The sequence below is a fragment of the Algoriphagus sp. SE2 genome (genome assembly GCF_039563885.1).
Classification (GTDB): Bacteria; Bacteroidota; Bacteroidia; order Cytophagales; family Cyclobacteriaceae; genus Algoriphagus.
In genome coordinates this window covers 254,282-274,207 of sequence record NZ_JBCLWJ010000003.1, presented here as the reverse complement: position 1 = coordinate 274,207, position 19,926 = coordinate 254,282, and the positions used below count along the sequence as shown (strand labels likewise).

Here is a 19,926-nt window from a genome sequence, read left to right as displayed (position 1 = left end):
AGTAAATGAAAAGCTCTAACCAAGCCGATTCCAGAGACAGAATTTTCCAAAAAAGAGTAAAACTTATCTTATAATTTTTTAATCCTAAATTGAGTAAATAAACATTTGCTAAATGAAATTTAATCGAAATCTAATCTTTTGTTTTTCCTTGGTTCTGTTCTGGTCGTGCAATGAAAGTCAAAAAGAATCCTCGGAAAATGATTCCCATGTCACTAAAGAAAACTTTCATTTATACATCCTGATGGGTCAATCCAATATGGCGGGCAGAGGCCAAGCTGAAGCAATTGACACACTAACCCATCCCAGAGTTTGGATGCTGGATTCTACTATGAACTGGGTTTTAGCGAGAGATCCGATGCATTTTGACAAGCCAGTTGCTGGTGTAGGACTTGGTCTTACCTTCGGAAAAATCATTGCGAATGAAAATCCATCTGATAAAATCGGATTGATCCCAACAGCAGTTGGCGGTAGCTCCATCAATGCCTGGTTTAAAGATTCCATCCATAATCAAACCAGGACTTATCCTTATAATGACATGATTGCCCGAGCTAAAAAGGCTTTGAGTAATGGAACCTTAAAAGGGATTTTATGGCATCAAGGGGAGTCCGATACTGGCAGTGAAGAATCCGTAGCTAATTATCCCACAAAGTTTTATGCCATGTTGGACTCACTTCAAAAGGATTTGGGAATAGAACCAGTCCCCATTGTCATGGGTGAAATAGGTCATTTTTTCTATGGAAAAGCTCATTTGGCAAAAAACATGAATGACATATTTTCCCAGATCGCCAGCGAAAACCCATGCATTGAGTTGGTGAGTTCGGATGGATTAAATCACAAAGGAGACAGCACTCATTTTGACTCCAATTCCTATCATGTTTTGGGCATGCGCTATGCCTCAAAAATGATAGAATTGCAGAAAGATTGTTTTCACTAGATCAAATAGTCTAATTAAATTTTTAATTTTAATTAAAACTGTTTTTTAAATTCAAAAAACTATTTTTCAAGATGTTATGAAATCAACGCTTTTTTTCCTTCTACTTTCCGCTTTCTTCCTTGAAGTCTACTCTCAGGGTTTTAAAGAAATAAAAGATACGAGTCACGCTTGTTCTTCCATGAATCTAGCTTATAAAAATGGGGAAGCTCTTGGTTATTATCATGAAGTGGAAGTGATGCCAAAAGCAACTATTTCCTTCCCTTCTATTGCCCAATCGCTTCAAGAGAAGATCACTCATTCGCCTGAATCTACCGGAACCATCACATTCCAAACTTTGATCAACTGTGAGGGAAAAGCTGCAGACTATCAATTTTTGGCTTGCAGCCCATCAGACTCTAACACTTGCCGCCAAGTATTAAAGTTTTTTCAAAATGAGGTCACTTGGCAACCTGGAATACAAAAAAGTAAAGCTGTTGACGTTTTGATACGGATAGAAGTTCAAATCGAAAAAGAAGAAATCAAAGTAAGAAGAATCTAAAAAAAGGTCCAATTCTAATAAGAATCGGACCTTTTTCCTCAAATCGTAGATTAAAACTTACTTCGTTTGTGCTTTTTCCCGTTGTAGTTCCAACATATCCACAGGAGGAGGAGTATTATCACCTAATAAGTGCTGAACAAAATAATCCCCCATTCTCCAGAAGAAATACTCCACCATATCACCATATCCATGCCTCTGTCCTGGAAGCATCACAAAATCAAAACGCTTACCTGCCTTTATTAAGGCATTAGCCATCCGGATAGTATTAGCTGGATGCACATTATTATCCACGTCTCCATGCGAAAGCATCAAGTGCCCTTTTAGATTTTTTGCCAAATCAGGATTTTTCTCTATCTGATAAACAAAAGTAGTATCTCCTTTTGGAGAAATCTGCTCTTTCACCCCATGGTGCTTTTCTGACCACCAGCGGTTGTAGATATTGTTTTCATGATTTCCTGCTGAAGAAACTGCTACTTTGAAAACATCTGGATAAACTAGCATCGCAGCAGTTGACATAAACCCGCCTCCAGAATGCCCATGAATCCCTACTTTAGACCTATCGATAAAATCATGACGATCTGCCAACTGCTCTATTGCAGCCTTTTTATCCGCCAAACCATAATCTCTCAAATCACCATAGCCATAATTATGATACCATTTAGATCTTCCTGGATGACCTCCCCTATTTCCTAAGGTAATCACCACAAATCCAAATTGTGCCAATCTATCAGTTCGGTCTAATCTTGCTGAAAAGGATTTATTAACAGCTTCTGTCTGAGGACCCGGGTAGACATATTCAATAATTGGGTATTTTCTCGTGGAGTCAAAATCAAAAGGCTTATACATCACACCATATAGATCTGTAATTCCATCGTCTGCTTTAAAAGTAAATGGCTCTGGAAATTGATAGCCCGCTGCAAAAAGATTGGATAGATCAGTGGTTTCCAAATCCATCACTTTGGCTCCATTTCGATCTTTCAGCTCGGAGACCGGAGTAGTATTAACTCTTGAATAAGTATTGACAAAGTAGGTGCCTGCATCATTCATATCAGAAGAGTTATTATAATTTCCTTTGTTCAACAAAGTAATTGCCCCTCCATCCAAGCTTACAGAATACAAATGCTCATAGTAAGGATCTTCGCCATTTTCTTTTCCATTGGCTACAAAAAATAACCTTCTTCCCTTTTCATCCACTCGTTCCACACGATCAGTATGGAAAGCTCCAGAGGTCAATTGTCTTTTTAAAGTACCGTCTTTTCCATAGAGATAAAAATGTCCCCAGCCATCTCGCTCTGACCAGAAAATCAATTCCTCTCCACCATTTACCAATTCAGGTCTGCTCAAATCAATATAGGTATTGCTTCGCTCTTCAATGACAACTTCTTTGGAATTTGTGGATAGATTCCATCTCACGATATCTACCTTTTTCAGATCTCTGGATGTAATTCCAAAGTAAAACTCATCGGCATCACCTAGCCAAGTAGCAGCTCTAAAATCATCATCTCTGGCATTGGCTGGAGCTGGCGTAGACCAAAGCGAAATAGTCTGATCTTTGAAAGTTGCAACAGGCAAATTCTTCAGCTCTTCAGTGTCAAAAGAAAAGTGATACAAGTAAATGATTGGCTGCTCTTTCTCCCCTGGCATTGCATACTTGTAAGTTTCCAACGTGGGTCTAGGATCTCGGGTATTGTGCAAAACCCAAAGATCCTTCACTTTTCTATTATCAGATCTAGTGAATACAAATTGAGAGCTTGCTTCATTCCAAAGTACGCCTACTCTTTTTCTCTTGTCTTTATTTTTCTCAACCTCCACATTATCTTCACCTCTTCCACTAAAACCATATCCAAAATCCTCCTCTCCATCCGTAGTCAATTGATATTCAACAATGGTCGAATCTTTTTCATCTTTGACTGCTTTCAGGAAATTTTCTTTATCCATCCAGTAAAGATTATTCTGCTTTGCAAAAACCACTTTGGAGGAATCTGGAGAAATCGAAGCCCAAGAAAGCCGTTTTGGATCTTCTTCTGCATCGGTGATCTCTACCAAAGTCTGATTGCTGATATTGTATTTGAAGACAAATTTTTTCTTCTCCAAGGAGTCTTTGGCATTCTTATTCTTTTCCTTGATTTCAGCCCAATCCTTTTTTAAAACTTCCTCGGTTCCTTTTACCTTAAATCGAATGGAATTTTCATCTTCCAAAAATTTCAAATCCTCCAATTTCAAGTGCTTTCCATCAAATGGATCTTTCATGATTTTGGTGATTTCCATGGCAAGCTTATCCCGGTCAAACATCTGGGATTTAGTCTTACGAACCGGATCCACGATATACCAATTTTTACCATTGCTGGTTTCATATTCATACCAGAAGCGATCTGATTTTTTTAACCAGTGAGGCGAAACAGAAGTCGAAAAAACCATCTTACGCATTTTCTCAGGAGAGAACCTGGCTGCTAATTCATAATTTCCAGGATAGGTTTTCTCTTGGGCAAAATTGCCATGATAGACCAACAGGAAAGAGATAAAGAGTAAAGCTTGTTTCATAGGGTTTACATTTGAACAATCGAAACTACTGGAAAGCTCTTTTCAAAAAGAACCATTGATATAAATTATCACCTGCTTATTCTATTTTTTGCTAAAAATCCTTCCTGAAAATTTAAAATCAGTCAAAAGCAATGGTGAATTTTAATTTTTAGGTAATACAGAATTCATAAAACCCCGCTTAACCTCCTTAAAATATAGCTTTTTAGTAAAATGAATTTCATTCTTAGTTGATCTTGAAACTATATATTTCGATCAAAACAAGAAGCGTGAAAACCAATTTCAAAACGATAGTCGTTTCCGATGTGCATTTGGGAACTAAAGGCTCAAAAGCAAAGGAAATCTCCCGTTTTCTGAAACAATATGAATGCGAAAATCTTATTTTAAATGGAGATATTATAGATGGGTGGCAATTGAAAAAGTCTGGTTCGTGGAAAAGAAAACATACCAGATTTTTCAACAGGATCATCAAAATGATTGAAAAGAAAAACACTCAGATTTATTATCTAAGAGGCAATCATGATGATTTTCTCGATCAGATTCTACCACTGCAAATCGGAAATCTTTCCATCCAACTCGACATGATTTATGAGAGTAATGATAAGAAATATTTTATCACACATGGAGATATTTTTGATAGCATCACGACTAACCTTCGATGGATTGCTTATATAGGGGATGTAGGATATACTTTTCTTCTATGGCTTAATCGAGTGGTTAATTTCTATCGATTCAAGCGTGGACTTCCTTATTTCTCACTTTCGAAGTATGTCAAAGGTAAAGTAAAATCAGCTGTTTCTTACATAGATCAATACGAAGTAGAACTTGCCAAAATGGCCAAATCCAAAGGTTGTGATGGGATTATTTGTGGACACATTCATAAAGCCGAGAAAAGGATCATTGATGGCATTGAATATTTGAATTCTGGGGACTGGGTTGAAACCATGAGTGCTTTGGCAGAAGATCATGAGGGTAACTGGCAATTGATTTATTACAATGAAATCGATTTTAAATCTTCTGAAGACCAAAACTTTTCCGATTTACCTTTAGAAGAAACACCTCAGGTTTACGGACCATTCAGAGAGGTTTCTTTCACAAACAGAGAAGACGAAGACTTAGACAATCCTGCTATCCGGCTTTAAGATGAAATTTTTATTTATCATTCAGGGTGAAGGTCGTGGACACATGACTCAAGCCATCGCATTTTCTGCCTTACTCAGACAAAATGGCCACCAACTCTGTGGAGTTATTGTTGGAAAAAGTAAAAGGAGGACCATTCCGGATTTTTTTATCCGTGAAATTGGCACCAAAGTTTGGGCTGTGGAAAGCCCTAATTTCGTGGCAGATAAATCACAAAAACGGATTCTAATCGGGAAAACTATTCTCCATAACATAAAAAATGCTCCAACATTTATAAAGAGCTTAAATCAGATCCATCAACTAGTCAAAGAAAAAAACCCGGACATCATTCTCAACTTCTATGATCTTTTGGGAGGTTTTTACAATTTGTTTTATCAGCCGAGTGCTAGCTACTGGGTGATAGGCCATCAATATTTAATTGAGCATCCGAAATTCACATTTGCCAAATCAAAGGCTTTTGCCAAGCAATGTTTTCAGTTAAACACTTGGTTGACAGCAATGGGAGCAGAAAAGAAACTGGCACTGTCATTTCAAAAAATGACTGAAAGTAAAGATCCAAAATTAAAGGTGGTTCCGCCACTTTTAAGATCAGAAGTAAAGAGACTTAAAGTAACTTCTGGAGATTTTTTCTTGGCTTACATGGTCAATTCTGGATATGCGGAGGAAATCATATCTTTCGCAGAAAAGCATCCTGAAATCAAAATAAAGGCCTATTGGGATAAAAAGAATGCAAAGGAAACAGAGTATCCTCTACCCAATCTTTCATTGCACCGAGTGCATGACCAACGTTTTCTTCAGGACATGGCATCTTGCAAGGGTCTGGTTTGTACAGCCGGATTTGAATCGGTGTGCGAGGCCATGTATCTGGGGAAACCTGTGATGGTAATTCCTGTCAAAGGTCAGTACGAACAAGCTTGTAATGCTCTTGACACGGAAAATTCTCGAATTGGTATTACATCAGAAACCTTTGACTTTTTAAAACTGGAAGGGTTGATACAATCTGGATTTACCTCGCCTAAAGAAATTAAAAAATGGAATAATTCCTGGTCAGAAATTCTCCAAAAAGTACTTCCTGAAACAAAAATGACTGAGTCAGCATTTCAGCAAACCCAGTCATTTTCATTATGAGACATTTAATTCTAACAATTATTTAAAGCTCGTTGCTCAGGTGTCAGTTCATCAAGCGCTTTGAATGTCAATAATCCATTTTCCTCAATAGGAATGTAAGGAAAATTCACATGTTTCACTTGTCTTCTTTGCACAGCATTCATAGAGAGAAATAGCTCCTGGAGGCTATTATATAATTCAAACATCAATTCCCTTTCTGCCATGGGTTTTGTAGAATATTTTCGCCCTTCTTGGTTCAATAGCTCATATTTTAGATACATCTGTTGGTAGGAAGCTACCTTATCTTTGGATGCAGGAGGAGGTGGCGGAGGTAATTGACTTTTTTCTTCATCTGTCAAGTTCTCTCTTAATTTATAATAGATGCCTTTTTCTGACTCCAGTTTGACATAAGGCGCGTGAGGATGAACTGGACGCTTGGCAGTTTGTTTAAGCTCCAATGGAATTCTATAATATAAACTTCCCAATTCTGAGAACTGCGCAAGCAATTTTTGCTGCTCCTCTTCTGATCTATTTATAAAATGAGGTTCCTCTATTCTTTTCTTCTCATAGTCAGTATTAAGCTTTTTATAGTTTTGAATAGCACTTAATTCATTTTCTTGTTCCTCTGTTGGTGGATACTTTTCATGATCACCTAGATCTATAGTAGTTGCTTTGCCAAAACCTGAATTCTCAACAAAGTCTTTTCCCATTTTATTTGAATGAAGCACTTCTTCATTACCCTGTAATTTAGGCTCTTGATTTGCAGTCACTTTCTCACTAAATACATAAACCATTACTCCTAAAACTGGGATCATTACAAGCAGTTTGATCCACTTATGAAATGGATTGGGTTGTCTGTTCATCATTTTCAGTCTTTTTTTAGTAAGAGAAAAATTCAGATTGCTTACCAAAGAAAATCGCACTTCCTGACTTGCCAAGGATAGTAACAACTTTTGATACGTATGAAGAGATGTGGTTTTCAGAGCTTTTTGGTCGGCGATAAATTCATGGTTTAGGCGAATTGCCTGTTTTGCCAGATACAATCCCGGATGAAACCAAAAAGGAATCAACAAGACTTCAAGGAATAAAATATCATAGCTATGACCTTCTCTGACATGGGTATATTCATGTTCAATAATCGCATCCGCCATATTCCCATTTTCAAAATCCTCTCTAGAAACAAAAACATATTTAAAGAAAGTATAGGGCAATGAGGCTTTAGGAAGTAAAACCAGTGTCATGCCCTTGTAGGTAACTTTCAAATTCTGCTTCACTTGATCCATTAGAAATTTGATATTTCTGATAAAACGGATCAGTATAACCAAAGTGATCAAACTATAAATTGACCATAAAACTTCAATCCAAGGAAATGGTTGATCAAGATATTTTGCCGTTTCAACAGTGAAATTTTCCTGCGAAAAGCTTTGTTCCGGTAGGATAATCTCATCTGAAAAGTCTGTTTCAGTACTCTGCGAAAAAGCTATTTCCTCTTTCTCAGGTGCCACTTCGATCGAATTGAAAGGGATGATGAATGAAAACACCACGGCTACTAAAAGAAAAAATCGGTTGAACTGATGCATCACTTCCCGCTGAAGAAACAATCGATGAATCAAGAGCAGGACAACTAAACAAAGTATGGATTTTAAGAGATATTCCATCATTTCTTCTTGGTAAGTTTGTCTTCAATAATTTCTTTTAAAGCCTCCAGTTCCTCTTCAGTAAAGTCTGCCTTTTTGGTAAAAAATGAGGCAAATTGAGCAGGAGAATCGTTAAAAAAATTCTTAATTAACCCCTTAATGTGCTTCGTAAAATAGCTTTCCTTAGAAACGAGGGGAAAATATTCCCTTAATTTTCCATTTGCCTCATACCCGACAAAATTCTTTTCCTGCATTCTTTTCAGAAGTGTAGAAATTGTCGTTGGCGCTGGCTTAGGCTCCGGGTATTCCTCCATCAAATCTTTCATGAAAGCACGTTTAAGCTTCCATAAATGATTCATTAATTCTTCTTCACTTCTCGAGAGTTTCATTCCTTAGGATTTATACAACTTATTCTACAAATGTAGAGCAATATTTTTATTCTACAAATGTAGATTAAAATAATTTCTACACTTGTAGATCAAAAGCATGATTCTAGTTGATTTTCAATTGGAAAGAACTTTTCTAAATGGTTCTATTTAACCTTAATTCGACTCAAAAAATGTAATTCCTAAAAAAAATAGATTAAAGATATTTGTCCTTTAATTGCCATATAAAAAAAATAATGGCTGTTTCTTTAATCAGAGATATGAAAATTAGCCCATTATCCGAGGAAAATCATAATTTCGAAGTTCGTTCATTTGATAATGACATGATTGCTGAAAAATTAAGATTACAAGAAGATAGGGAAAGGATAAAGCATTGGAAGAAGTGGGGACCCTATCTGACTGAAAGACAGTGGGGAACAGTAAGGGAAGATTATAGCCCCGATGGCTCAGCTTGGGAAAATGTCACGCATGAAGATGCTAGAAGCAAGGCATATAGATGGGGTGAGGAGGGAATTGGTGGAATCTCTGATTCAAAGCAAAAGTTTTGTCTTGCTTGGGCATTTTGGAATGGTAAAGATCCTTTTATAAAGGAACGATTATATGGAGTTACTGGGAATCAGGGAAATCATGGAGAGGATGTAAAGGAGATCTATTATTACTTAGACTCAACTCCTACCCACAGCTATATGAAGATGCTATATAAGTATCCTCAGTCCGAGTTTCCATATGAAGAGTTATTAGCTGTGAATCTTAAGCGAGGGAAAACCGATCCCGAGTATGAACTTATTGACACCGGGCTATTTGACAAGGATGAGTACTTCGATATCTTTATTGAGTATGCAAAAAATGATGTGGAAGATATAGTAGCCACTGCTACAATCCACAATCGAGGTTCCGAGAACGCCTATTTGTGTGTAATGCCCACCCTCTGGTTAAGAAAAACCTGGTTTACCGGCCATGAACCTTTCTTACCAAAATTGAGCAAAGTCAATGAAAATACGATCCGGGCCTACAATCCAAAATCAGGAAATTATACTATTTCTTTTGACGGGGAACCTGAACTTAAATTTTGTGATAACGAAACCAATAGAGAAAAAGTCTATCACATTGCCAATGAGAAAAAGTTTCTTAAAGATGCAATTAACGATTATGTGGTAGATGGCAAAACAAAACATCTCAATCCAGAGAATTTTGGGACAAAAGCCGCTGCTATTTATCATTTAGAGATCCCTGCCGGCGAAAGTAGAACTGTGAAACTTAGAATGATGCATCAACAGGTCGATGCACCATTAGAGATCTGTGACTCCATTATAGAAAAGGCAAAAGCCGAAGCTGATGAGTTTTATGAGGAACTTCAGGATCGGGTTTTAGATGAAGATTTAAAACGAATCCAAAGACAGGCCTATGCTGGAATGATGTGGTCCAAGCAATTTTACTATTACGATGTTGAACGATGGTTAGAGGGTGATCCCGGCAGATATGTCCCTCCTGTCTCTCGTAAAAAAGGAAGAAACAGCAATTGGAAACATTTGCAGAATTATGATATCATATCCATGCCAGACAAGTGGGAATACCCTTGGTATGCTGCATGGGATTTGGCTTTTCATTGTATTCCAATTGCAAGGATTGATCCTGAATTTGCAAAAGCCCAACTCCTTCTTCTTTTAAATGAATGGTACATGCATCCTAATGGACAAATTCCTGCCTATGAATGGAATTTCTCGGATGTAAATCCTCCTGTTCATGCTTATGCTGTACAACGTGTATATCAAATAGACAAGAAGGCAAATGGCGGGAAAGGTGACTTTGAATTCTTAGAACGAGCGATGCATAAGCTCATGCTGAATTTCACTTGGTGGGTAAACCAAAAAGATAGTGATGGCCAAAATATTTTTGAGGGTGGCTTTTTGGGATTGGATAACATCAGTGTTTTTGATAGAAGCCATGCCCAGCGATATCAAGGCAAATTAGAGCAGGCAGATGCCACCTCATGGATGGCTATGTTTTCCCTAAATCTACTACGGATCAGCTTGGATCTCTGTGAAAATAACAAAGTGTACCAGTTTACGGCCACCAAATTTCTGGAGCATTTTCTGTACATCGCCGGGGCAATGAGCAATATTTCGGCCGAGGGAATTTCACTTTGGGATGATGAGGATAATTTCTTCTATGACGTGTTTCACGTTCCTGGTAAGGAATCCAAGCGGATGAAAGTGAGATCCATTGTAGGATTAATCCCACTTTTTGCTGTGGAACCAATTAGAGAAGACTTGTTTGACCAATTACCGGAGTTCAAGCAACGTTTGGAATTCTTCCTGAGGGAGAAGCCAAAATTAGCTGCTTTGGTCTCAAGTTGGATTCAGCCGGGCTTTGATAGAAGAAGATTGTTTTCTCTTCTAAGAGGGCATAGAATGAAAAGCATTCTTCATAAAATGTTGGATTCAGATGAGTTTTTAAGTGAATACGGGATTCGATCACTTTCAAAATATCATCTGCACCACCCATATACTCTTAAAGTTGCTGGAGATACACTCTCTATTAAATATACGCCAGGAGAATCCGACACCGTCATGTTTGGGGGAAATTCCAATTGGCGTGGCCCAATTTGGTTTCCAATCAACTTCTTGATTATCGAATCCTTGAAAAAGTTTGATTTTTACTATGGGGGAGATTTCTCGATTGAGTACCCCACAGGATCTGGTCGATATATGACGATGGATATTATTGCGAAAGAACTTTCTTACAGATGTATGAAGATTTTCATGAAAGATGAAAAAGGCAATAGACCTGTATATGGATACAACAAGAAATTTCAGGAAGATCCTCACTTCAAAGATTATATTCTTTTTTATGAATATTTCCATGGCGAAACAGGATTAGGCTTGGGAGCTTCACATCAGACCGGGTGGACAGGGCTTGTCGCAGAGATGATTCATAAATATTACAAAATAAGAGAAGACAAAGAGCATGACTCTCAAACCCTTTTTAGAAGCTAATCGAATAGAAGCAGGTTGTGACGAGGTAGGAAGAGGTTGTTTGGCTGGACCAGTTGTAGCAGCAGCCGTAATCCTTCCTTCGGATTATTCCAATCAATGGATCAATGACTCCAAAAAATTAGGGAAAACCCAACGAGAGGATTTAATAGAAGAAATCAAAGCCAAAGCTTTGGCTTGGAAAATTGCCGAGGCTTCTGTTGAAGAAATTGACAAAATCAACATCCTTAACGCTTCTTTTTTAGCTATGACTCGAGCGATTCAGGGATTAAAAATTTCACCGGAACATCTCTTGATTGACGGAAATCGGTTTAAATCTGATTTGAAAACACCCTATACTTGTGTGATTAAAGGAGATGGGAAATATGCGAGTATAGCCGCAGCCTCTATTTTGGCCAAAGTCCATCGGGATAATTTTATGGAGCAACTTGCGGAAGAATTCCCTCAGTATGGATGGGAAAGAAATGTAGGCTATCCAACAAAATCCCATAGAGAGGGAATTCAGGAATTTGGTTCCTGCATTTGGCATCGAAAAAGTTTTAGATTGCTTCCGAAGCAACTAATCCTAGATCTATGATTAATATCTATTGAAATTTGTTTGTTGCATAGACAGGCTTATTAAATCATGCATTGAATAAATTCATGCTTTACAGTACTTTGAAATAAAAAAGCAAGCCATTAGAGCTTGCTTGAGTATATATTCTTTTTTTGGTTTTTTACTTTTCCTTCTTTACCACAATTCTTTCAAACACTAATTTCCCCGCACTATTTCCATTTGTTGAAATGGGTTCTAGAATTAGGTTATTGCCATCAAGCTCAATGATTTTAGCCTGTTTAATATTCTCGCCTTCGTGTATGGTCACAATATTATCTTCACTTACCTCTATTTTGGCTTTCTTTAAAATGATTTCTTGATTCACAAAATCCGTGTACGCCAAGCTATCTCCTTCCGTGAATTTATAAACAGTGTTTTCAAGCCTATAATTAATTTTCGACTCCAAATTTGCTCGGAAATCCGCACTGGAACTAAGATATTCCGGGGATGATTTGATTTTTTTAATCCCATCAAAATCGACGAGTTGCCAACTTCCAATTAGTTCTTGATACTGAATCTGGCTCCAGCCAAGAAGCAGGGTTAAAAACAGCGAATAAATAAAGGAAAGATTCATGCCTTTTGACTGGCAATTATTTTGCCAAAAAATAATTGAAAAATCGTATTACGATTTTATCAGTCCTTTATTGAACCACTTTGCTTGCTAAAAATGGAAGCCATTCTTCAGCTTGACGCTCGGCATATTCCGATAAGAAATAAGAAAGAGTAGGTCGGAAAGGTTGATTTCTCAGCGTCAAACCTGCTTGTTCCGGAGATTTATCTCCTTTATTTACGTTACACCGGTGACAAGCTGTAACTAAATTCATCCAATTTGTTTTTCCTCCTTTTGATCTAGGCACGACATGATCAATCGTTAAATGCCTTTTACTTCCGCAATACTGGCATTCTCCGTTATCTCTGCGAAAAAGATTAGATCTATTTAACAATACCCCACGGTAGGGAATATTTTTATAGGAAACCAAACGAATTACAGCGGGGTATTCAAAATCCCTACTTACAGTTCTGATTTTTAATAGCTCATAGGTAGAAAGACAATTCGCCTTTTCCATCAACACCAGGACAATAGCCTTTTGCACTGGTACTACCGCTACCGGAGTATGATCTAAATTCAACACCAATACTCTTTTTTCCATTCTAACTAATTATTGAGTGGCCTTTTAAAACATACCGTTTATTTGAATTGTTTTTTTGAATCGTTTCCCATTCATCAATATCAGAGATTCTCATTTTACCATCCATCCATAGGACTTCTTCCGCACCTAAATACATGGAAACTTGAATAATTTTCTCATCTAAATCTTTGAAAATAAACAAATCCCCCGGGATAACCTGATCAGGTTCAATCATTTTTCCCTGCATTTTTTCTAATGTCCACTGGTATCCAGCAGTGGCATAAATCAATTCAAATCCTTTAATCTCATCCAATCCAAAAATACTCCTGCCTCCAGCCTGATAGGGTGCATTCAAGTACTTTAATGCAATTTCCAACAACTCATCTCTTCCTGCTTTTACTGCATGGCTCCTTACAGAACCTGTAAATCCAATATGATCTTGCCAATTAAACAACTCTAATTCTGAAAAATGGAGTCGGCTTCCAGGCAACAAATAAAGATTGGTTCCTAAATATTCGATAATAGCAATGGGACTTGTCACCACCTGAAAATCCTGACTAAGAAAGGAAGCATAATCTTCAGGTAAAATGGTTTTGATGGATTTAGAGGTTATCCATCCTTCCAAGCCGGTATCTTCATGAAAAATCTTGTACCAGCTTTGGTCGGGGTTAATTGCTTTTACTTGGTAGCATTCCCCAAAAAGTAATTGAGAAATAAGAGCGGATTCAAAGGTAGGTTTTCTGTAGAGCGGTAAAATTGTCTGGCGGCATATCCCAAAGACATCAGTCAAAGGCCATTCGCTGGATTTCTCTTTTCGCATCTTTTTCTTTCAGATCGTGTCGTTTATCATGAAGCTTTTTGCCTCGACCCAAAGCTATTTCCATTTTGGCTAAACCTCGGTCGTTTATAAATATACGAACAGGAATGATAGTCAGCCCCTTTTCTTGAGACTTAGTTTCCAATTTCTCCAGTTCTTTCTTACTCAGTAGTAATTTTCTATCTCTTACAGCCACATGATTGTAGCTTGCTGCCATTGTATAGGGGGCAATGTGCATCTGTCGAACAAATAATTCCCCTCTTAGAAAAACGCAAAATGCCTCTGTCAGAGAAACTTTCCCCTCTCTTATAGACTTTATTTCTGTCCCCTTCAGAACCATTCCACACACAAATTTTTCGATGAATTCAAATTGAAAACTCGCTTTTTTATTCTTGATATTGATGATCTTATCAAACTTCGAAGGCTTCGCCATATTAAATTTTCATTTTTGCCAAAGGTGTCACATCAAATGTTGAAAACTCCTTTGCCAGATACTTATAATATGCAGCCATGGCTATCATGCCTGCATTGTCTGTACAATATTCGAATTTTGGAATGTACAGGTTCCAACCTTCTTTAGCTGCCAATTCATCCAGTGTATTTCTTAAGCCGGAATTTGCAGAAACTCCACCAGCAATCGCTACCTCTTTCACCCCATATTGCTTTACTGCCTCTTTCAGCTTGATTTGCAGCATTTCTATTAAAGTCCATTGAATACTCGCGGAGAGATCTGCTAAATTCTCTTCGATGAACTTGGGATTTTCCTTCAGCTGATCTCTTAAGAAATATAAAACAGCTGTTTTAATACCACTGAAAGAATAATTTAATCCAGGCATCCGAGTTACCGGAAACTTAAATGCCTTTGGATTTCCATCCTTTGCATACTTATCAATCAAAGGTCCTCCCGGATAGGGTAATCCCAATAATTTGGCAGTTTTATCAAAAGCTTCTCCCACTGCATCATCTTGAGTTTCTCCGATTTCCTCCATTTCCAGGAAATCTTTTACCAAAACTAGCTGGGTATGACCTCCACTTACGGTCAAACAAATGAAAGGAAATTTCGGTTTTGGATCATCAATAAAATGAGCCAAAATGTGGGCCTGCATATGATTAACTTCAATCAAAGGAATATTCCTTGCAAAAGCCAATGCTTTAGCAAAGCTTACACCTACCAACAAGGATCCCATTAATCCCGGGCCTCTGGTAAATGCCACTGCCGAGAGTTGATCCAAGGTAATCCCAGCCGATAAAACAGCCTCTTGAACCACAGGGATCAGATTTTCTTGATGAGCCCGAGAAGCAAGTTCGGGAACAACACCCCCATATTTTTCGTGGACAGATTGTGTAGCGACAATATTATTAAGTACTTTGCCGTCTACTATTACAGAGGCAGATGTCTCGTCGCACGAGGATTCAATTGCTAGAATAAAGTTATCGTTGGTACCCATTGGAAAAGAACGCGAAAGTTACGGATTTTTTGCACAAAGCGTTTCGGATAATCCTTTGGATTATCTTTTCTGTAATTCTTCTATTCATCTTTATTGCTTTAAGTCTTCAAATATCCTTTGTTCAAAACTGGGCAGTAAATACTGTTGCAAGCTATATAAATCAACGAAGTGATTTCAAAACTGAAATAGGCAAAATCACCCTCAATTGGTGGGATGCAGTCAAACTTCAGGACGTAACAATCTTCGATCATAAAGATAGTTTAATGATTGGAGCCAAGACAATAGAAGTAGATTTTGAGCTCAATTCCCTACTCAATGCTGGCAATCCAAAACTGCAGGAAGTTATTTTGACGAACCCCGATTTACATTTAATCAATCACGATGGTGACAGTTTAATGAACATCAATCTCTGGGTTTTACAAATGACAGAGGTTTTTGGTTCAGGAAGCAGTTCAAATAATAATTCAAATTTTGGGATAGACCTTGTGAAAATCCGGGGAGGAACTGTTCATATTGAAAATTTAAATTATCCCCCAATTGAGGAAGGGTTTGATTACAGCCATTTAAAATTCGACGAAGTTTTTTGCAACGCCAATTCTTTCTATTTGAAAGGGGGTGATATTGGAATCAATGTTCAAATGATCACCGGAGTTGAAAGTTCTTCTGGTCTTGAGATCAAAGAATTAATTACTGATTTCAGATATTCTCCCGAGTTCATGGAGTTTGACAATTTGAGCTTGAGATCAGAGAAAACACAGATTAAAGACTATGTTCGATTTGATATGTTGACTGATTCTGCACTTTCTAATTTTATCAACGAGGTGAAAATCACGGCAAGGATGGAAGAAACACTTCTGAATCTATCTGACCTTCGGAAATTTGCTCCAAACCTCCCTCAAATTGAAGATGAAATTTACTTAAGTGGAGAGGTTATTGGAACAATTTCAGACCTTAAATCAGATGAGTTCTTGATTCGACTGGGAGAAAAAACCGCCCTGTTTGGAGCATTTCAACTAGAAGGACTTCCAGATATTGAGGATACTTATATTAATCTCTCATTGAAAAACTCAACTGTGTTGGCAAGAGATTTAGGTCCTTACCTAAAACCGGAATTGGAAAAAGAAATTTTCAAGTTTAATACCATTCGTTTCAATGCCGATTTCGCAGGATACTTGCAGAGGTTTACCACTTCTGGTGATTTTAAAACAAGCATTGGAGAAATAAATGGAAGGATCAACTTTGACATCGTAGACAATAAGCCTTCTGTTGTTTCTAGGTTGACGGTAAATGACCTTGATCTAGGAATTTTGGCAGAAGATCGCGCCCTTTTTCAAAAAGTTAGTTTAGATGGAAATGTTACGCTTCAAGGGGATTCCAGAGAAAACATTTTAGTAGGAGTAGATGCGGAAATCTCCAAAGTAGGATTTAAAAATTACATTTATACCAATATTACCACAGACGCTACTTATGGATTGAAATTGTTCAAAGGAAATCTTGACATCGCAGATCCCAATTTAAAAATGCAGGCCACCGGTCTGTTAAACTTAAATCCCACAGTAGATTCAGTGAGAATGCAGATTGATTTGGACACAGCTTTTCTTCAAAACATCAATTTGACTGATAAGCTCAACTTCCTGAGTGGTAATTTAATGATTGATACAAAAGGAGTCACTATTGATGACATCCAAGGAATCGCAAGATTCACTAATTTGGAATTAGGTTTCGAGGATAGATTTTTGGAATTGGGTGACTTTAATTTCCAATCACTTTTTGCTGGAGGCACCCGTACGATGTCTATCAATTCAGATTACCTAGTTGCCGCCGCCTCAGGTCAATTCAACTTAGAACAGATCTCGAAAGATCTCGATGTCTTACTGGATCAATATATTGCCATTATCTTGAATGAACCTCAGCCAGTAGCAGACCTGGAAACTATTTTTGACGAAACTTATAATCTGGACTTAAATATTAGGATGTTCAATGTCAATCCTATTGTACAACTTATCAATCCCGACATTTATATTTCAAGAAATACAATCCTGGAAGGTGCATTTTACCAAACTCCTGAAAACACCGTATTCAACTTTTTTACTAGCATAGACACTCTCAGCTATCAAAATAAGACTGCCTATTCTACAAATATTGATTTCAATACCTCAAAAATCATTAACTCTGAAGAAATTCTTGCCTCTTTTTATATTTATTCAAAAGCGCAGGAAGTAGGTAAAACTATCACATTTTCAAATCTGGGTTTAGAGGCCATTTGGGATCAAAACAAGGTGGCTTTAGATTTCACCTTAGATCAGGATTCAACTCAAAGTGCAGCGAGAATAAATGCGAACGCACAATTTTCACAACAAAACACAAAAATAAATTTTGCTCCCTCTTCTTTAAAAGTATTTGATCAGGAATGGAAGTTTGTTGAGGAAAATCTAATCACATTAATTCCAGGAGAAATAGATTTTTCAAATGTTAAAATCTATGATGAAAATCAATTTATTTCTTTGGAGGGAGCAATTTCTGAAGATCCCAACCGGGAATTACAATTACTATTGAATGAGGTAAATGTCAATCTTTTAAATACTTTAGTGCCACAGGAATTCGAAGGAACCATCAATGGTTTATTTACGGTAGAAGATGTTTATTTCCAACCCCTTGTCCAAGGAGAAATCAGTATTGACAGTTTAGAAATCAACACTTTTCTTATTGGTAACCTTAATGGCACAGCTAATTTAGATACTGATCGGCTGGCTTTGAATCTGACAAATACCAGAGGAGGTATAAAAACCATAGATATCGATGGAACTATTGGGCTTGAGAATCAGGATATTTTAGTTGATGCTATCCTCAGCAAGACCAACTTAATTATTTTAGAACCATTTCTATCCAATTACCTCTCTCAAATGGGGGGATCTGTTACTGGAGATTTTCAAATAAGAGGTACAACGAAAGAACCTCAAATTCTGGGAACTGGAAATGTTAGTGAAGGAAAGCTTCGTATTAACTTTCTCAATACTTCGTATCAATTGGATGGTGAAATCGCATTCAATCCAAACCTGATTAATTTTAAAGATTTAGCACTTCGGGATGTCAATGGTAATTTAGCAAGCCTTAGCGGTGGAATAAACCACAATGGTTTCAAGAACTTTTACCTAGATATCAATTCCAATCTGACGAATTTTCAAGTACTAAATACAACAGCACGAGATAACGACACCTTTTACGGAGATGCCTATGTGACCGGAACAGTTGATTTTTTGGGTAGTACAACCAATCTTGATATTAATGCCAGAGCGACAAGCCAACCAAATACGCGGATTTATATTCCTCTAACGGATGATACAAGAATCGCCCAAGAAGAATTCATTCACATTATCAATATTCAGGATACAGTAAGGATTAGAGAAATTACTGAAGAAATAAATAGGCTTGATATCGAGAATATTCGGATGAATTTCATCTTGGATATTACACCGGATGCGCTGGCCGAAATTATTATTGACCCAAGAACAGAGGAAGGGATTTCAGGAAGAGGTAGAGGTGTATTGACAATGAATGTAGACACTCAAGGTAATTTCTCACTTACAGGAAACTATGAAATTACAGAAGGAAAGTACAACTTCTCCCTTTATAACATTGTTAAAAAACAGTTCAACATTAGACCTGGCAGTAGAATTACCTGGTATGGGGATCCTTATGAGGGGGTTATGGATTTGACTGCAGAATATGTGGAAAATGTTTCGATCCAACCTTTGATTAATGCCACAACTACTACTGACCCGGATAATACCCAAACTCGTAGGAGATATCCAGTAAAAGTAATCATGGATCTTGATGGAGCTTTGCTTTCTCCTGATATCCAATTTGGATTTGATTTTAGTCAGTTTCCTTCCAATGGGGACTTACAAACTACGATTTCTGCCTTCCAAAACAGGATCGCAAATGACGGACAAGAGAAAAATAGGCAGGTCTTCTCTGTAATCATGTCCCGTTCCTTTTCACCTGAAGGCCAGTTTGCAGGAGTTACAAATATTTCTTCTAGCTTGGGGCAATTGCTTTCTTCCCAACTCAATGCTTTCTTAGGTCAAGTGGATAAAAACTTGGAAATCGATGTGGATTTAGCTTCGCTTGATGCAAATACTTTAGAAACCTTTCAGCTTTCAGTCGCCTATACTTTCTTGGATGGAAGATTAAGAGTTTCTAGGGATGGAGGATTTACCAATAATCAGGGAAATGCGAATGCAGCTTCCATAATCGGGGACTGGCAAGCAGAATATCTATTGACGGAAGATGGAGTTTATCGAATCCGTATTTTCAATAGAAATAATTTTAACGTTTTCACCTCTTTATCACTTTCTAAAAATGTAGCTACTTATGGGGTATCTGTATCGCAGAATGTTTCCTTTAATTCATTTTCTGAACTCTTCCAGAAGCTTACCCGAAAGAAAGATGAAAAACTTAGGATCAACGATACCGATGATTTCTTGCGATATAATTACGAAAATGGCGAAAAATGGACTCCCATAAATTTAGAGAATCTTGAAAACAGATTAGATTCTTTGGAAAGGATTAGACAGGCAATTCCTGTCCCGGACTCGATTCCTCCAAAAAGAGATACTTTAAACAATTTCATTCTAAAGGAGCTTTTCTGATAAAGTAAAAT

Annotated in this window: 15 protein-coding genes; 7 read left to right on the top strand and 8 right to left on the bottom strand. The window is 37.4% G+C overall.

Annotated elements, in window-relative coordinates; genetic code table 11:
• Window positions 1–112: 112 nt before the first annotated feature.
• Both AAGF08_RS05260 and AAGF08_RS05255 read left to right on the top strand, forming a co-directional pair.
• Window positions 113–934 carry a sialate O-acetylesterase gene (locus AAGF08_RS05260; RefSeq protein WP_343510042.1) on the top strand — a complete coding sequence of 274 codons (822 nt, stop codon included), beginning with the start codon at window positions 113–115 and terminating at the stop codon, window positions 932–934.
• A gap of 76 nt (window positions 935–1,010) precedes the next feature.
• Entirely contained in the window at window positions 1,011–1,472 is a 462-nt protein-coding gene (locus AAGF08_RS05255; RefSeq protein ID WP_343510041.1) for a hypothetical protein, read from the top strand.
• Window positions 1,473–1,529: 57 nt separating this feature from the next.
• On the opposite strand, the gene AAGF08_RS05250 is transcribed toward AAGF08_RS05255, so the two are convergent.
• Entirely contained in the window at window positions 1,530–4,013 is a 2,484-nt protein-coding gene (locus tag AAGF08_RS05250) for a DPP IV N-terminal domain-containing protein (protein WP_343510040.1), read from the bottom strand.
• Window positions 4,014–4,279: 266 nt separating this feature from the next.
• On the opposite strand from AAGF08_RS05250, the gene AAGF08_RS05245 reads away from it, so the two are divergent.
• The gene (locus tag AAGF08_RS05245) at window positions 4,280–5,152 is read left to right on the top strand and encodes a UDP-2,3-diacylglucosamine diphosphatase (RefSeq protein ID WP_343510039.1); all 873 of its coding nucleotides are present in this window, start codon (window positions 4,280–4,282) and stop codon (window positions 5,150–5,152) included.
• 1 nt (window position 5,153) lies between these two features.
• The gene (locus AAGF08_RS05240) at window positions 5,154–6,278 is read left to right on the top strand and encodes a glycosyltransferase family protein (RefSeq protein ID WP_343510038.1); all 1,125 of its coding nucleotides are present in this window, start codon (window positions 5,154–5,156) and stop codon (window positions 6,276–6,278) included.
• Between the two features lie 11 nt (window positions 6,279–6,289).
• Here AAGF08_RS05240 and AAGF08_RS05235 read toward each other — a convergent pair whose 3' ends face one another.
• Together AAGF08_RS05235 and AAGF08_RS05230 are read right to left on the bottom strand one after the other, a co-directional pair.
• Window positions 6,290–7,918 (bottom strand): M56 family metallopeptidase, encoded by a 1,629-nt coding sequence (locus AAGF08_RS05235; protein ID WP_343510037.1) that lies wholly within the window; start codon window positions 7,916–7,918, stop codon window positions 6,290–6,292.
• Window positions 7,915–8,283 carry a BlaI/MecI/CopY family transcriptional regulator gene (locus AAGF08_RS05230; protein ID WP_343510036.1) on the bottom strand — a complete coding sequence of 123 codons (369 nt, stop codon included), beginning with the start codon at window positions 8,281–8,283 and terminating at the stop codon, window positions 7,915–7,917. The genes AAGF08_RS05235 and AAGF08_RS05230 overlap by 4 nt, the downstream gene beginning before the upstream one ends.
• A gap of 320 nt (window positions 8,284–8,603) precedes the next feature.
• Between AAGF08_RS05230 and AAGF08_RS05225 the strand changes: the two genes are divergently transcribed.
• Both AAGF08_RS05225 and AAGF08_RS05220 read left to right on the top strand, forming a co-directional pair.
• Window positions 8,604–11,276 (top strand): glucosidase, encoded by a 2,673-nt coding sequence (locus AAGF08_RS05225; RefSeq protein WP_343510199.1) that lies wholly within the window; start codon window positions 8,604–8,606, stop codon window positions 11,274–11,276.
• Window positions 11,248–11,850, top strand: a complete 603-nt coding sequence (locus tag AAGF08_RS05220; protein ID WP_343510035.1) for a ribonuclease HII — start codon at window positions 11,248–11,250, stop codon at window positions 11,848–11,850. The genes AAGF08_RS05225 and AAGF08_RS05220 overlap by 29 nt, the downstream gene beginning before the upstream one ends.
• Window positions 11,851–11,989: 139 nt before the next feature.
• Here the strand turns inward: AAGF08_RS05220 and AAGF08_RS05215 are convergent, their stop codons facing one another.
• The 5 genes from AAGF08_RS05215 to tsaD all read right to left on the bottom strand — a co-directional run bounded on the left by AAGF08_RS05215 (window position 11,990) and on the right by tsaD (window position 15,263).
• Complete coding sequence (locus AAGF08_RS05215; protein ID WP_343510034.1) at window positions 11,990–12,442, bottom strand: hypothetical protein; 453 nt, start codon at window positions 12,440–12,442, stop codon at window positions 11,990–11,992.
• A gap of 67 nt (window positions 12,443–12,509) precedes the next feature.
• A complete protein-coding gene (locus AAGF08_RS05210; protein ID WP_343510033.1) occupies window positions 12,510–13,019 on the bottom strand; it encodes an HNH endonuclease in 510 nt (169 codons plus the stop codon).
• A 1-nt stretch (window position 13,020) separates the two neighbouring features.
• Window positions 13,021–13,818 (bottom strand): hypothetical protein, encoded by a 798-nt coding sequence (locus AAGF08_RS05205; RefSeq protein ID WP_343510032.1) that lies wholly within the window; start codon window positions 13,816–13,818, stop codon window positions 13,021–13,023.
• Complete coding sequence (gene smpB, locus AAGF08_RS05200) at window positions 13,781–14,248, bottom strand: SsrA-binding protein SmpB (RefSeq protein WP_343510031.1); 468 nt, start codon at window positions 14,246–14,248, stop codon at window positions 13,781–13,783. The genes AAGF08_RS05205 and smpB overlap by 38 nt, the downstream gene beginning before the upstream one ends.
• A gap of 1 nt (window position 14,249) precedes the next feature.
• On the bottom strand, window positions 14,250–15,263 hold the full coding sequence (gene tsaD / locus AAGF08_RS05195) for a tRNA (adenosine(37)-N6)-threonylcarbamoyltransferase complex transferase subunit TsaD (RefSeq protein ID WP_343510030.1): 1,014 nt from the start codon (window positions 15,261–15,263) through the stop codon (window positions 14,250–14,252).
• Here tsaD and AAGF08_RS05190 point away from each other — a divergent pair.
• Complete coding sequence (locus AAGF08_RS05190; RefSeq protein WP_343510029.1) at window positions 15,263–19,915, top strand: translocation/assembly module TamB domain-containing protein; 4,653 nt, start codon at window positions 15,263–15,265, stop codon at window positions 19,913–19,915. The genes tsaD and AAGF08_RS05190 overlap by 1 nt on opposite strands.
• Window positions 19,916–19,926: the final 11 nt, after the last annotated feature.

Coding starts and splice junctions, on each gene's coding strand:
- AAGF08_RS05235 (WP_343510037.1), bottom strand. CDS start 7,918: ATGATGGAATATCTCTTAAAATCCATACTTTGTTTAGTTGTCCTGCTC.
- tsaD (WP_343510030.1), bottom strand. CDS start 15,263: ATGGGTACCAACGATAACTTTATTCTAGCAATTGAATCCTCGTGCGAC.
- AAGF08_RS05230 (WP_343510036.1), bottom strand. CDS start 8,283: ATGAAACTCTCGAGAAGTGAAGAAGAATTAATGAATCATTTATGGAAG.
- AAGF08_RS05255 (WP_343510041.1), top strand. CDS start 1,011: ATGAAATCAACGCTTTTTTTCCTTCTACTTTCCGCTTTCTTCCTTGAA.
- AAGF08_RS05220 (WP_343510035.1), top strand. CDS start 11,248: ATGACTCTCAAACCCTTTTTAGAAGCTAATCGAATAGAAGCAGGTTGT.
- AAGF08_RS05210 (WP_343510033.1), bottom strand. CDS start 13,019: ATGGAAAAAAGAGTATTGGTGTTGAATTTAGATCATACTCCGGTAGCG.
- AAGF08_RS05240 (WP_343510038.1), top strand. CDS start 5,154: ATGAAATTTTTATTTATCATTCAGGGTGAAGGTCGTGGACACATGACT.
- AAGF08_RS05250 (WP_343510040.1), bottom strand. CDS start 4,013: ATGAAACAAGCTTTACTCTTTATCTCTTTCCTGTTGGTCTATCATGGC.
- AAGF08_RS05215 (WP_343510034.1), bottom strand. CDS start 12,442: ATGAATCTTTCCTTTATTTATTCGCTGTTTTTAACCCTGCTTCTTGGC.
- AAGF08_RS05225 (WP_343510199.1), top strand. CDS start 8,604: ATGATTGCTGAAAAATTAAGATTACAAGAAGATAGGGAAAGGATAAAG.
- AAGF08_RS05205 (WP_343510032.1), bottom strand. CDS start 13,818: ATGCGAAAAGAGAAATCCAGCGAATGGCCTTTGACTGATGTCTTTGGG.
- AAGF08_RS05260 (WP_343510042.1), top strand. CDS start 113: ATGAAATTTAATCGAAATCTAATCTTTTGTTTTTCCTTGGTTCTGTTC.
- smpB (WP_343510031.1), bottom strand. CDS start 14,248: ATGGCGAAGCCTTCGAAGTTTGATAAGATCATCAATATCAAGAATAAA.